Genomic DNA, 15,062 nt, shown 5'->3' on the forward strand with positions numbered 1-15,062 from the left:
CACTGACCGTGGCACAAGTAAACCCATCCGACCCATAGGGACACACTTTAAAACCTACTATATAATTAACGATAAATAGTTGTGATTACCTTTCAAATTAAGGGCATTAACAACGCTTTCCTTTGGCAAGGATTAGATAGGTTTGTTGTGACTACCTTTCAAATTAAAGGCATTAACAACGTGTTGGTGTTTGTTGGTGTTAAAACTATTGTTGTGACTACCTTTCAAATTAAAGGCATTAACAACTTAGCACCTACGAGAGAGGAGGTTGAGGATGTTGTGATTACCTTTCAAATTAAGGGCATTAACAACTTCAGGTCATCATATTTATGCTTATACCAAGTTGTGATTACCTTTCAAATTAAGGGCATTAACAACACGGTGTAGAGATATTTGAAGGGGATATCGGTTGTGATTACCTTTCAAATTAAGGGCATTAACAACCTCAACAAGAAGCTATCGAATTACTTTTCCGTTGTGATTACCTTTCAAATTAAGAGCATTAACAACGGGTTAACAGAATAACATTATGATAGTTACGTTGTGATTACCTTTCAAATTAAGAGCATTAACAACTGAGCGATGCGCCTGAACGCACGAGAATTTGTTGTGATTACCTTTCAAATTAAGAGCATTAACAACTTTAAAATCGAAATAATATGTTAGTAGAAAGTTGTGATTACCTTTCAAATTAAGAGCATTAACAACGTACGGCGTGAAAACCCGTTGGGATGCCAAGTTGTGATTACCTTTCAAATTAAGGGTATTAACAACAGAATTCTTGTTTAAAAATGGCTACTCGAAGCTGTGACTACCTTTCAAATTAAGGGCATTAACAACTTGTTTCCTGCGTATGCTGTTTTACACCCCGCTGTGACTACCTTTCAAATTAAGGGCATTAACAACTCTTCCAATGAAAGCGATAAAACAGAATTTGTTGTGACTACCTTTCAAATTAAGGGCATTAACAACCAGGAGGTACTACAGGCGCTGGTACTTCATGGTTGTGATTACCTTTCAAATTAAGGGCATTAACAACGAAACACTTTAGACGCATTTGTATTAGCTAGTTGTGATTACCTTTCAAATTAAGGGCATTAACAACTGGGTCAAGGTCCTACTGGTGAACCGGGTGGTTGTGATTACCTTTCAAAATAAGGGCATTAACAACTGTCCTGCACGGTGGCCTTGGCCATTTTATGTTATGATTACCTTTCAAAATAAGGGCATTAACAACCGGTCGGGCGCAAGTCTTCTGTAGTTTTTCGTTGTGATTACTTTTCAAATTAAGGGCATTAACAACTTTGGCAACAGGCTTTTGATTGGTTTAGAAGTTGTGACTACCTTTCAAAATAAGGGCATTAACAACCAAAATCAAAGGAGGTAACAATGGATAGTTGTTTTGATTACCTTTCAAATTAAGCGCATTATATCTCTATCAATTAAGCTATTGTCATCAACTTAAAAAGGTAAGATTTATTTTTATTCTAAATCGCCTAATATTAGTTAGATTTCAAAGAACGCTAGTGATTTAATCAATCATTAGTTTACCGATGGATTAAAGAACCCAATGCCTCGCCTCACAAACGAAAGGATAAGCTCGCTATAGCTTTGTGCATGTTGCTTTTCTTCTTCAGAAAGAAATATTTGCACCAAGCTCATATATGGCTCGATAAGCAATTGATTATGTGCGAATTTATTCCGAATATAGATAAGCAAGAAAGCTTGCTGAACAAGCTCTGGCTTGGTATCCACTGTATTTATCGTGGCTTCGCTTTCAAATGTGCTATCGCCTAACCCTTTAATCCAATCTATATCATCCGATGAAATATCTGCTCGATTTCGCAGTATGCCTTCTGTGATATACAATTTTAAATTAGGGTTACCTTTAAGTTCAAATTTAGAAGGATGATTAACGCCATCAAATTCATTCGCTAATAAGATATTCTTTTCCAATTGCTGATACGCGCTAAAGAGCTGATCTCTGCGAATAACTTCATATGAACTAGGCAGAAGCTGTAGTTCATTTTCTAATGCTAACTTCGTCCAGGTCCTTTCTGGGTTGTAAGAGAGTATACGTTTGGCTTTTGAAGAATGAATTAAGCTTTTGAACTTCCCAAGATCTTTTAATCGAACCTTAGGTTCTTCGATTTGTCCCTCCATATACGGAACTGTCATTCCCCAGATAAAACTATCGTTTATTATATTTTCCGAAGCATCACCTTCCACACGTTGACTTTGCTGAAGGGCTATTTGTTCTCTTTTTATTCGTTCTGCTTGTGTCAGATAATAGTCTTTCAAGGATAGTTCTACACGATAGCCAAATACTTTTTCGAACAAATCTTTTACAATTAGGTTCAGATATAAGTCTTGCATCTGAACTTTCTTTATCTTCTGATCTTGCTTTAATTTAATAAAATCAACTTGTTGTTGATGGGTATATTCCTTCTTGTTCTTGGCTAAGCTTTCATTGTCTACACGATGTTGATCAAATAAGGTACTACAATCCCTTTCCATGGCGTAGAAGCTTTGGTAAGCGTGTTGCTGATATGCATAACTATACCAATCGGCATATTTTTCAGGATGCTTGTGGATATCTTCGCCCAAAATAAAGGTTGGTTTGTCATCAAATAAGCCACGAGGCATAGCTACCGGATGGCTGAGCAATTTGTTGATCTGATCTTCCGTTTTATCTATTCGATACAAACGTTCATAAAAAATCGTCCAAATAGACTGTTGTTTGATAAATCTTTTCAGTAATCCATTATTGTCTTGAAATCCTTCAATCTGCTTTGCGTAATTACTTAATAATTGCTTTCGACTCGATAAATATTTCTTGTAGAGATCTTCGAAGGTTTTGGTCGTATCGAAAGCTTGCTTAATACCTTGATTCCACGCATGAGACTTATCCTCAAAATTCCAAAATTGACTTAATAGATCAATGGATTCATTTCTATTAATGGAATAATAAGCCAAAGACTGCTGAAGCTGACTATGGTGATAACCCTTCCATTGTTCCCTTACAGGGATGGGCATAAAGCGTTTTAAATCGTTAGCTAACCAAGTCGCCTCTTGACCAACTTCGCGAGAACCAAACATGTATCGTTTTGGAGGTTTAGCATTTCGCTGTTCGTCACTTTTTGTTCTGATAAATTCTAGCTTTTTATCTGTGACCTCAATTTCTCTGCTTATTGCATTTATCAGCTTCAAGACATCGATAACCGCACCGTTTCCATTACTCCTTTTTAGTTTAGTGGTAATCTGGGAGCTTGGCAATTGTTGGTCTGGATTGTAGTTCTTTACTACATTTAGACGAGCAAATAATTTACGTTTATATATTCTTTCGATTTCTTGCTCCGTCAGTTTATTATTTTCATTAAGCAACGCATACAACAATCCAGGAAGTTCGTTTAATGAAAGCATCGCATCCGGTGATTCGACATTGGCCTTATCAGCATGGGTAAACGTATGATTTAACAATTCACCCAAAAAGCCCTGCTTTGCTTTGTGCTTATCAGGATCACCATTAGCCCGATTTAATCGTATTTGAATGGGAATATTACCGGCGACGAAATTATAAGATGGATGAGGAAATTCCTCCCATCCTATAACGTCAGGCTGTTCCTTTTGCACAAAATAATCTGACTTAATATGTACAAGGTCAGCTAACTTCCCAAATACATTAACAGCCTTTTTTGTTGTTCGTTCGGTCTGATAGTCAAGGCCATTCAATTGTTTCACTCTACGGTCGTGCACATAATTTCCTAAGAAGATTTGAAAACGAAGCTGATCAAAGTTTCTAAACTCATCCAGGTATCGAATAACAAAATAGTTAAACTTATCCTCATAGCGCTTCCGAATCACTGGATGAACAACCAATGCGTTATCTAGGGATTGGCTCTCCAGCCCATCTTTATAATATTGGTTTACATCTTCAACAAATTCCTCTTGCTTTTTCGGAGACAAGGATTGATACACTTCATCGGGTACTTTACTTAATTCGTCTACAATCTGGATCAATAGAGTTTCTTTGCTGAAGGTTGTAGTCAACCGTCGTTTCAATCCTTTAAAGCCTAAATAACTAAAGACCCAATGAGTCGCCATATATTTTAGGCTATTGTTATTGCTATCGACTGGCTTATCTACATCCTTAATAACTTTTGCTTTGTATCCAGTGATCTGTCCTCTCATATCTTCGCCTTCTTTCTTTTTTAGGAACATGCCCATCAAGAATACAAGCCCGCTCTGAGAAATGCTGATGTTATTTTCGGCAGGCAAGGTGTCATCAAGCCTAGCTTCATAATTTCTATTGATGCCATCTTTATACAATAGATGGTAAAAAGCATCATTAAATACAGCATTTTTAATAGCCGTTTCCGTTAAATCTACACGCTTACCTTCTGCCTTATCAGCTTGGAGTTTCGCTCTTTTCAGTTTTTCTAGGGTGATTAATTCTTGTTTGAGAGAAGATTTCAAGAGCTGTTTAGTTTTATCGTCTTTTTTCTTCGTCTTTTTAACGTGATCGATCACATGAAACAAAACATCATCCAGCACATCAAAAAGCTCCTGGTCAAATTCAATAGGCTTGTGGAAATAATGGGTATAAAAGTTCCGCAGGGATTCAATAGCTGAGATCAAGAAGGTAAAACTCTCTAAAAAATACTCTCTTCTGCTAAGTTCCTTATCGTTTGCTCTTTCAAATCGAATGTTTGCCGGAGACAGATCCAAATAATTAACTACCGGCAAATACTGCTTTAGAAAATCTAAATACATCGTATAATCGGACGGCGATATTAGATGAATCGTATCCTTATGAAATTTAGTTTTAAAATCACCATTATATCGCTCTTTAAACGCGCTAAATACCTCTTCTTTATTATTCACCGCTAGGTTCAAATAACCTGCGAAATAATGTTTATCCTCAATCTTGGTGTGGTTGTATTGGATACCCCTTCCTATCCTCTCCGTGTTTTGATTCATGTTAATAATATTTGGTTAGAAATTAGCATAGTGGAGCCTTCCTCTAGTACAGCTACGATATACCAATTATTGATATCAATAAACAAAAAAAATCTAACAATTCAAAAGACAATGTCAAGGAGATTAACTTTACGTATTTCCTCGGCTAATATGCGTACCTGTGTCTTAACACTTTGAATATTGGAATTTAATAAAGATATTACCCCCAAATAAAATCATATGTTCAAACTGATTCTAACTTTAGCAGGTATCTGCGCTTTCCTGCCCTCCTTTGCTCAATTTGCAAAAGTTGTGGATAAGGATGGCTACGCCAATGTAAGGGAGCAAGCAAATGGGCAATCCAAAATCATCGGCAAGGTCAATTCGAATGAAATCGTGTATGTTTTCGACCCGTTTGATTTGGCTTCTGGATGGATAAATATTGATTATGTCGAAAATGAGAAGATTCGGTTTTCGGGACATATGCACACTTCGAGACTAAAGTTGATTGCTGATTTTGAGGAAATCCCTCTGGCTATCGCCGAAGAACATGATGCGACGTTTATCTTGCGCGATATCGCAGTCAGCATTCAGTCCGCTCCCTTTGATTATGAACTTAATAAAAAGCTATTTTCCTCAACCAATTATGGAGACTACACGATAGAGGACAAGTATAAAGGGAAGCAGGTTTGGGGAACGGACGGAACCATTCCGCAAACGCAGTATACCTCAATTTTAATCACAAAAGGCAACAGCAAAATCGAAATACCTCGAGGAGAATTTGAGAACTTATTTAATGTCAATAACGACTTTGCGAACTGCTATTACGACAAAGATTCCGACAGGATTTACATCACATCCGTAAATTCAGACGGAGCCGGTGGCTATGCGGTATTATTTATTATCGAGAATGGAAAATATAGCAAGAAAATTGTGCTGATGCCTTTTTAGATGAAGAACGTTTGACTGATACATGGGTTTAGCGTGTCCTTTTATCAAATAAGATTTAATTATTCGCCACTTGAGCATATGAGCATCAATACTTATTGCAGATATTTCACGCCCCATTTTTCGATTTCGGCGATGATTGGTTCCATCGCCTTGCCCTTATCGGTTAAGGAATATTCGACAGTCGGTGGTACGGTCGCGTATGCTTGACGGTTGATAATCCCTTCAGCCTCCAACTCTTTTAGCTCTTTGACCAGCATCCTCGTGTTGATTCCATGCAGGGCACGCTCCAATTCTTTGAACCTAAACGTACCATCCATCAGGGTTTTGATAATCGGAAATGTCCAGCGTCCTTTGAAAATATGCATGGCTCTTCCGACATGACAATGTAATTCTAATTTCACATGTTTTTTTTCTTCGAATGTAACTGCTTGATTTCCCATATTACTTTAATTTATGTTCCTAGTGGACATATTGGTAACTACTTGCAAAAGTAAAGTAATGTATTCAATTTTGCTGTATGAAATCGTTAATTAATTAAAAGCGAGCAGTATTTAAGAATAACAGTATACAACATCATCATTATGAACACAAAAACGAAAAACATCATCGGATGGGTTTTAGCAGGCCTTGTTGCCTTTGTATTAATTGCCAGTGGCGTGCAAAAATTAATTGGCAGTCCTGAAATGGTCGAGCAGTCCGCGAAAATGGGCGGTCTTGCAACGCTAAGAATCTTAGGCACATTGGAATTAGTAATCGCCGTTTTGTACCTGATTCCTCGCACGGGCGTATTAGGCACCTTGCTTGCTGTAGCTTACATGGGTGGCGCGATGGCGACGCATCTTGTAGGTGGCATGCCGATTTTGATTCCGACCATTATCCAAATCCTTATCTGGATTACATCAGCCATTCGTTTTCCAGAATTGACAACTAGGTTGGTAGGCAGTAAGCCGTAAGCTTTAGGCGGTAGGCTTTAGGCGGTAGGCAGTAAGCCGTAGGCTTTAGGCCGTAATCTTAGGCGGATTGAGGTGCTGGCGCTAGGCGGATTGAAGTGACAGGTTTTAGGCGGAATGAAATCCCCTTCAGCAATCAGGCTCGAAGCTTAAAGCCTATTGCCTAAAGCCTAAAGCTTATAGCCTACGGCTTCTTCAAATCAGCGGTTTACCAGCTTGCGTTTTATAATATGCAATCTTGCTCATAAAGATTTCGGCCATGCGCTTGCCTTGCCAGATTGCTTTTTCGGTATTAGCTCCTTGATTAAGTTCGTGCAGGGTGGATTCAAAAATAGAAATCCAGCGCTGAAAGTGATGGGGCTCAAGATTCATTGTCGCATGAGGGAGAAAAGGCGCACCAAAATACGTCTTCTGCTCGAAAAGAATAGTTTCCCAGAAAGTATACATTTTCTCTAGGTGTATAGCCCATTTGTCTCCAATGCGTTCGGTAAAGATGGGGCCAATCAAATCATCCTTCCTGATGCGTGCATAAAAGGTATCCACAAACAATCGGATATCCGCCAAGTCACGCACATCTTTCAATTCCTGATTCTCATTCTCCATCTTATTGTTTATGATTTATGTATGAATTTGACACCAAATTAGTAATTTGGCTATCTGTAAAAGTAAAATACGCACTTATTTATGTCATCTAAAAATTTCTTCCTGATTATTACACTGGTATTGCTTTCCCATCTTGCTTCTGCACAGCTTATGAAGGCCAAAGAAATTTTCAGTAAAGCAGATTCATTGCGTGGAATGCTGACCCCATTAAGAACTTGTTATGATATTCAATATTATCATTTAGATATTCAAGTCGATATTAAGAACAAATCCATTGCCGGAAGCAATCTCTTTCGCTTCAAAGCCAACGATACATTTTCCCGATTGCAATTTGACCTGTTTGAAAATCTATCTGTCGATAAGGTAGAATATCAAGGAAAATCCCTACCATTCGAACGGGAATACAACGCTGTTTTCGTAGATTTTCCGCAAGCCATTGAGAAAGGCAAATTGGATTCGTTCACTGTATATTATTCGGGCACGCCGATTCAAGCAACCCGTGCACCTTGGGATGGAGGATTCGACTGGAAGAAAGATAAAAATGGCAAACCTTGGGTAGCGACAGCTTGTCAAGGATTGGGAGCCAGCGTTTGGTGGCCCAATAAAGACCATTTGTCGGACGAAGTCGACAGCATGTTGATTTCTGTATCCGTTCCGAAAGACTTGATAAATGTGTCTAATGGCAGACTGGTTAAGGTCGAGGCAAATGGAAATTTCAAAAAGTACCATTGGAAAGTCCGCAACCCGATAAACAATTATAATGTAGCGCTAAATGTCGGCGACTACGCACATTTCTCCGAAAAATATTCTGGTGAGAAAGGAACCTTGGATATTGATTATTATGTCTTAAAAGAAAACAAGGAGAAGTTACCGCACTTGAAGAAAAATGTCCACGAAACGTTGGACGCTTTTGAACATTGGTTCGGCCCCTATCCGTTTTACGAAGACGGCTATAAAATTGTCGAGACTGCCCATCTGGGAATGGAACATCAGAGCGCCATTGCCTATGGCAACAAATACATCAATGGCTATTTAGGAAATGATGGTTCGGGCACAGGATGGGGAAAGAAATGGGATTTTATCGTCGTGCATGAGTCTGGGCATGAATGGTTTGGCAATAACATCACGGCAAAAGATTTGGCTGATATGTGGATTCACGAAAGCTACACCAATTATTCAGAAGCCTTGTTTATTGATTACCATTATGGCAAAAAAGCAAGCGCAGAATATGTAAACGGAAATCGCCGGGGCATACGGAACGATTCCCCAATCCAAGGACCTTATGGGGTCAATAAAGAAGGTTCGGGCGACATGTATGTGAAAGGTGGCGTCTTGCATCACATGATACGCACCATTGTTGCCGATGACGAAAAATGGAGGGAGCTGTTAAGAGGGTTAAATAAAACCTACTATCATCAGACCGTAACCTATAAAGACATTATTTCTTACCTGAATAAAGAATCTGGAATCGATTTATCCAAAGTTTTCGGACAGTATGTTCAGCATACTGAGATTCCTGTATTGGAAATTAAATTTATCGACGAAAACAGCGCTAAGTTTCGTTGGATTTCAGAAGTCAAAGGCTTCAACATGCCGATAGATATTGGTTTGAAAGGAAAAAACAAGCAACGTTTTTACCCAACGACTGAGTTTCAAGAGTTAAAGCTTGACGGACTGACAAAACAATCGCTAGACGTCGATTTATTTAACTATTATATTCAACTTTCTGTACAATAAACTGAATAAAAAAACGTTTATTTTCAGTCATTTAGTAATTGTAGAATAATATGCAGATTAGATGCATTTTTTCATGCAATACTATAACATAAACCATTTTTTTTCATTAGTTTTGCATCTAAATTACAAATCAGAAAATACAGTTTAAATGGGGTTATTCAATTGGTTTACGCAGGAAGTTGCTATCGACTTAGGGACAGCAAATACCCTTATCATACATAACGATAAAGTAGTAGTAGATGAACCTTCTATAGTTGCTTTCGACCGAACCACCAACAAGGTGATTGCTATCGGAAGACAAGCAATGCAAATGGAAGGAAAAACGCACGACAATATTAAAACAGTAAGGCCATTACGCGATGGTGTTATTGCAGATTTTACGGCAGCTGAACATTTGATTCGCGGCATGGTGAAATTAATAAACAATGGGAAGAGCTGGTTTTTTCCATCGTTAAGAATGGTTGTCTGTATTCCTTCAGGTATTACAGAAGTAGAGAAACGTGCAGTAAGAGATTCGGCGGAAATTGCTGGTGCAAAAGAAGTTTACTTGATTCATGAACCAATGGCCGCAGCAGTGGGTATTGGAATTGATGTTGAAGAGCCTGTCGGAAATATGATTATCGACATCGGTGGTGGAACGACTGAAATTGCCGTTATTGCCTTGTCAGGAATTGTTTGTGACCAATCTATCCGTGTTGCCGGAGATAATTTTGACTCGGACATCGTACAGTACATTCGTCGTCAGCATAACATTATGATTGGAGACCGTACAGCAGAGAAGATTAAAATCGAAGTTGGTGCGGCTTTACCAGAGCTGACAGACCCACCAGAAGATTTCGCTGTTCAAGGACGCGATTTGATGACTGGTATACCAAAACAAATTACAGTTTCTTATACAGAAATCGCTCACTGTTTGGATAAATCAATTTCTAAAATTGAGGAAGCAATACTGAAAGCTTTGGAAATTACGCCTCCAGAATTATCAGCGGATATCTACCAAACAGGAATTTACCTGACAGGTGGCGGTGCTTTGTTGAGAGGTTTGGATAAACGTATTCAGGCAAAAACAAAACTACCTGTTCATGTTGCTGAAGACCCATTGCGCGCGGTGGTTAGAGGAACAGGAATCGCGTTGAAGAATATCGGCAGATTTAAATTTTTAATGCAATAATTAATTGCAAACCATACAATATTGCGATAGAGAAAATTGAGTTTTTCTCTATCGTTTATTTTTACAACATAAAGAACGAATTAGTACATGAAAAACCTTTGGCTTTTCTTTGTTAGATACAATGCCTTTTTTTGGTTCGTTTTGTTCTTTGTGATTTCCATTTTATTAGTTGTCCGCAACAATAATTACCAAAAATCTTCTTTTATCAATTCTTCGAATGTCGTTGTAGGCTCTTTCTACGAGAAACTAAACTCATGGAAAAGCTACCTTGCTTTGACAGAAACCAATGAAAGTTTAGCGCAGGAGAATGCTTCGTTGCGTCAGGAACTTCAGAATTACATTGCAAAAGATACGATTGATTCCGTTCAGCTTGTTGATTCAATTGAACAAGGACGTTATGAATTTATTATCGCCGATGTAGCCAACAATAGTGTCAATCAAAAAAGCAATTTCTTGACGTTGAACAAAGGCTCTAAAGATGGTGTGGTAAAAGGAATGGGTGTGATGACTTCAAATGGAGTTGTAGGAACGGTACTGAATGTTTCAGCAAATTTTAGTACGGTTCAATCTCTTTTAAATCCGAACACAAAAATTTCCGTTACTTTAGATAGCACCGGTGAATTAGGTTCCTTGGTTTGGGGAAATAATATCGACCCTCGTTATGCCATCGTGCGGGATATTCCAAATCATGTAGTGGTTAAAAAAGGGCAGAAAGTATTCACTTCCGGTTTTTCAATTTATCCTAAGGGAATCAATGTCGGTGCCGTAGAAGAAACAGGCATCACCTCAGGAGAAAGTTTTCTGGATGTGCGCATAAAATTATCCACCAACTTTAGCAACCTTCATCATGTATACATTGTGAAGGATAACTTAGCTGGAGAAAAACAGGCCTTGGAAGCCTTGAATGACGACAATGGGTAGAATTTTAATTTATAATGGTATTCGTTTTGTAGTATTGATTTTACTGCAGGTCGTGCTGTTCAAAAATATTGGGTACTACAACCTAACATCCTCATTTCCGTATATCCTTTTTATATTCTTATTGCCGATAGGGATTTCAAATTTTCTATTGTTCTTAATTGCATTTCTTACGGGCCTTACCGTCGACGCATTTTATGATTCCATCGGCGTCCATGCGGCGGCATGCGTTGCGCTGGCTTGGTTTCGCATATTCTTCAAGCGGATTACGTTGGAAATCGAAGTCCGGGAATCTTTTGACACGCCGACCTGGGATGAAATGGGATTTAAATGGTTTTCGTCTTACATCTTTTTTGGATGTCTTATCCATCATTTCGTCTTATTTATGGTCGAAGCTTTTTCTTTTAAAAACTTCCACTACACTTTACTTAGTACACTCTTAAGTAGTATCTTTACGTTTTTAATTATTTTGTTAATCAGTTTGCTATTCTATAAACGTAAATCGCGTTTGATTAGCAAGTAAATCATATCAACACATTTATGAACAGTTTTTTTGCTCGTAAATATGTGATTCAAGGGATTTTTATAGCCATCGCATTGATTATTGTCGCGCGGTTGTTTTATCTCCAAATCATAGACGACAAGTATATTTTATCGGCTAATAACAACGTACTACGCAAGGTGGTAGTCTACCCGGCGCGCGGTGTTATTTTGGACCGGAACAATGAAGTTTTGGTTCAGAACGAACCTGTTTATGATTTATTGGTGACACCAAGAGAAGCCAAAGAAATCGACACGGCTTTATTGTGTCGTTTAATCGATATTGATGTAAAAGGTTTTAATGACCGAATGGACAAAGCTAAAAAGCATTCTCCATACCGCGCATCTATATTCGAGAAGCAATTATCGTCTGAAACCTACGCCAGTCTTCAAGAACATTTATATAAGTTTAGTGGCTTTTATGTTCAGAATAGAACCGTCCGTAATTATCCCGATAGCATTGCTGCGCAATTCTTAGGTTATATTACGGAGGTCAATGACAAAGATATCGAACGCTCGAATGGATTTTATAGCCCTGGAGATTACATCGGCAAAAGTGGCGTCGAACGCGCTTATGAAGAATTGCTTCGTGGAAAGCGCGGTGTCAAAAATTTAATGGTAGATGCGTTGAACAGACCGAAAGGTGTGTTTATGGAAGGGAAATATGACACGTTAGCTGTTACCGGAGACGGGTTAGTTTCTTCATTGGACAAAACACTACAAATTCTTGGTGAAAAGCTAATGAAGAATAAGCTGGGTTCAATTGTCGCGATAGAGCCTTCGACCGGAGAAATATTGACATTTGTCAGCAGCGAAACCTACGACCCGAATATGATGGTCGGCCGGCAATTAGGAAATAATTACATGAAATTGCTGGAAGATGAAAATCGACCGATGTTTATCCGTCCAATTCAAGCTTCGTATCCTCCAGGTTCAGTTTTTAAAGTGGTTGCGGCATTAACTGCCCAACAAGCTGGAGTAATTGATGATAAGACTACATTTTATTGTCCTGGTGGCTACAGTTATGGAGGTGGCCGTGGCTTTATGAAATGTACTCATGTAGATGGTTCGACTGATTTAGTCAAGTCAATCCAACGCTCTTGTAACACGTATTATGGCTATGTGTATGCACGCATGATTGAATCACGTGGCATGCCGACAACCAAAGCATACGATTTATGGCGCGAAGCTTTAGGACAATTTGGACTGGGCCATACGTTGGGAATTGATTTACCCGGCGAAAAGCCAGGACTAGTTCCGACATCAGATTATTACACCAAAAGTTACGGAAATGCGACTTGGCGTTCAAGTTTCAATATTTCGTTATCGATTGGTCAAGGCGAATTAGGTATCACTCCTCTCCAAATGGCTAATATTATGGCAATTGTTGCGAATCGTGGTTTTTATTATCGTCCGCATCTGATTAAAGGGATTGGAGAAGAAAAAATTGTCAAGAAGGAGTTTACAGAGAAAATCTATGCAGGTGTTGATGCTAAATATTATGAGCCCGTTATCGAAGGGATGAGCCGTGCAGTAAATATTCCGGGAGGAACTGGGTATTCTGTTCGCATCAATGGAATTGAAATGTGTGGCAAGACCGGAACTGTGCAGAATCCTCATGGGGAAAACCATGCGGTATTTTTTGCATTCGCTCCGCGGGAAAACCCAAAAATTGCTATTGCAGTTTTTGTGGAAAATGCAGGATACGGTGGTACTTGGGCTGGCCCGATAGCCAGTATGCTGGTGGAGCAGTACCTAACCGACACGATTACGTTAGCTAAACATCTTCAAGACCGGATTTACAATGCAAGTTTATTGCCAGCGCCGAAAAAAGTTGAGCAACCAAAGAATAGCACCATCAAAGCAGACAGCACAAAAAAGAACACGCAACAAGCAAATACCACGCGTGCAACAAATAATGAATTAGTCGTTCACCATAGTCAAGTGAGAAGAAGAAATGAACAAGTCGCAGCAAGGTAGTTTTTTCGGACGTATTGATTGGGTAACCATTGTTCTATGGTTGCTGTTGTGCTTAATCGGATGGTTTAACATCCACGCGGCAGTTTTTGACCCTGAACATCCGAATATTTTTAGTTTAGAAACAAACTACGGCAAGCAGTCGATTTATATTTTTACAGCCTTGTTAATAGGTGTGAGCATATTGATTATCGATTCGCGGTTTTTTATTTCAGCTAGCCCGATAATTTATATTGTCGTTATGCTGTTGTTGGTGACGGTGTTGATTGTTGGTCGGAATGTGGGTGGAAATCAAGCTTGGATTCCGCTAGGAAGTTTTAGGTTGCAGCCTTCGGAATTTGGAAAATTAGCAACCTGTTTGCTATTGGCTTATTATTTAAGTTCGCAAGCAGGAAAAATGCCAAACAACAAAAGTTTATTTATTGGCTGTTTGATAATTTTATTGCCGGTCGCACTGGTTATGCTGCAGCCAGATACAGGTTCAGCTTTAGCCTTTTTTGCCTTAATCTTTGTTTTCTATCGAGAGGGATACATCGGAAATTCAGTTTTGATTATCGGTGCTTTGGCAATTTTGCTATTCGTGTTAGCGTTGCTAATCAACCAATGGATTTTAATCGGAATCATCGCTGCAGTTTGCATCTTCTTCGGATTTATGCTTCGCAAAAGACGTAAAAACATTATCAATATTGCGATACTGTTTTTTGCTTCTTCCATGTATATTTTATGTGTTGATTTTGCATATGAAAACATTTTGCAAACCCATCAACGGAACCGCATCGATATTATTTTAGGGAAAATTGATGACCCTAGGGGTCAAGGTTATAATTTGAACCAATCCAAAATTGCGATTGGGTCTGGTCAATTGTTTGGCAAGGGTTATCTGCAAGGCACACAAACGAAATATAATTTTGTACCCGAGCAAAGTACGGATTTTATTTTCTGTACGATTGGTGAAGAATGGGGATTTGTGGGTTCGGTAGTCTTGATTAGCATCTATTTATTTCTATTGGTCCGAATCGTCAACATCGCCGAACGGCAACGAACGGCCTTCGCACGAATCTATGCGTACGGTGTTGCATCTATTCTGTTTTTCCACTTCTTTATCAATATAGGAATGACGATTGGAATTGTTCCAGTTATTGGAATTCCATTGCCATTTATTAGCTATGGAGGTTCTTCCTTATGGAGTTTTACAATTTTGCTGTTTATCCTATTGCGCTTTGATTCGGCAAGAAAAGGATTAAGCCCGATGTAAT

Annotated in this window: 11 protein-coding genes; 8 read left to right on the top strand and 3 right to left on the bottom strand. The window is 38.7% G+C overall.

Features of this window, described 5'->3' with window-relative positions; genetic code table 11:
- Positions 1-1,542: 1,542 nt before the first annotated feature.
- Positions 1,543-4,980 carry a type VI-B CRISPR-associated RNA-guided ribonuclease Cas13b gene (gene cas13b / locus C4F49_RS05915; protein WP_196934958.1) on the bottom strand — a complete coding sequence of 1,146 codons (3,438 nt, stop codon included), beginning with the start codon at positions 4,978-4,980 and terminating at the stop codon, positions 1,543-1,545.
- 219 nt (positions 4,981-5,199) lie between these two features.
- On the opposite strand from cas13b, the gene C4F49_RS05920 reads away from it, so the two are divergent.
- Complete coding sequence (locus tag C4F49_RS05920) at positions 5,200-5,910, top strand: SH3 domain-containing protein (RefSeq protein ID WP_196934959.1); 711 nt, start codon at positions 5,200-5,202, stop codon at positions 5,908-5,910.
- A 92-nt stretch (positions 5,911-6,002) separates the two neighbouring features.
- Here C4F49_RS05920 and C4F49_RS05925 read toward each other — a convergent pair whose 3' ends face one another.
- Positions 6,003-6,350 carry a winged helix-turn-helix transcriptional regulator gene (locus C4F49_RS05925; protein ID WP_196934960.1) on the bottom strand — a complete coding sequence of 116 codons (348 nt, stop codon included), beginning with the start codon at positions 6,348-6,350 and terminating at the stop codon, positions 6,003-6,005.
- A gap of 141 nt (positions 6,351-6,491) precedes the next feature.
- Between C4F49_RS05925 and C4F49_RS05930 the strand changes: the two genes are divergently transcribed.
- Entirely contained in the window at positions 6,492-6,863 is a 372-nt protein-coding gene (locus C4F49_RS05930; protein WP_196934961.1) for a DoxX family protein, read from the top strand.
- Positions 6,864-7,055: 192 nt separating this feature from the next.
- On the opposite strand, the gene C4F49_RS05935 is transcribed toward C4F49_RS05930, so the two are convergent.
- Entirely contained in the window at positions 7,056-7,463 is a 408-nt protein-coding gene (locus tag C4F49_RS05935; protein WP_196934962.1) for a group III truncated hemoglobin, read from the bottom strand.
- An 81-nt stretch (positions 7,464-7,544) separates the two neighbouring features.
- On the opposite strand from C4F49_RS05935, the gene C4F49_RS05940 reads away from it, so the two are divergent.
- The 6 genes from C4F49_RS05940 (at position 7,545) to rodA (ending at position 15,061) form a co-directional block, all read left to right on the top strand.
- Complete coding sequence (locus C4F49_RS05940) at positions 7,545-9,200, top strand: M1 family metallopeptidase (RefSeq protein WP_196934963.1); 1,656 nt, start codon at positions 7,545-7,547, stop codon at positions 9,198-9,200.
- Positions 9,201-9,348: 148 nt separating this feature from the next.
- Entirely contained in the window at positions 9,349-10,371 is a 1,023-nt protein-coding gene (locus C4F49_RS05945; RefSeq protein WP_196934964.1) for a rod shape-determining protein, read from the top strand.
- Between the two features lie 87 nt (positions 10,372-10,458).
- Positions 10,459-11,292 (top strand): rod shape-determining protein MreC, encoded by an 834-nt coding sequence (gene mreC / locus C4F49_RS05950; RefSeq protein ID WP_196934965.1) that lies wholly within the window; start codon positions 10,459-10,461, stop codon positions 11,290-11,292.
- A complete protein-coding gene (locus C4F49_RS05955) occupies positions 11,285-11,812 on the top strand; it encodes a rod shape-determining protein MreD (protein WP_196934966.1) in 528 nt (175 codons plus the stop codon). Before mreC ends, C4F49_RS05955 begins: the two co-directional genes overlap by 8 nt.
- 17 nt (positions 11,813-11,829) lie before the next feature.
- Positions 11,830-13,809, top strand: a complete 1,980-nt coding sequence (gene mrdA / locus C4F49_RS05960) for a penicillin-binding protein 2 (protein WP_196934967.1) — start codon at positions 11,830-11,832, stop codon at positions 13,807-13,809.
- Positions 13,787-15,061, top strand: coding sequence for a rod shape-determining protein RodA (rodA, locus tag C4F49_RS05965; protein ID WP_196934968.1), 1,275 nt, complete (start codon positions 13,787-13,789; stop codon positions 15,059-15,061). The genes mrdA and rodA overlap by 23 nt, the downstream gene beginning before the upstream one ends.
- Position 15,062: the final 1 nt, after the last annotated feature.

The organism is Sphingobacterium hungaricum, from assembly GCF_015210005.1.
Taxonomy (GTDB): Bacteria; Bacteroidota; Bacteroidia; order Sphingobacteriales; family Sphingobacteriaceae; genus Sphingobacterium; species Sphingobacterium hungaricum.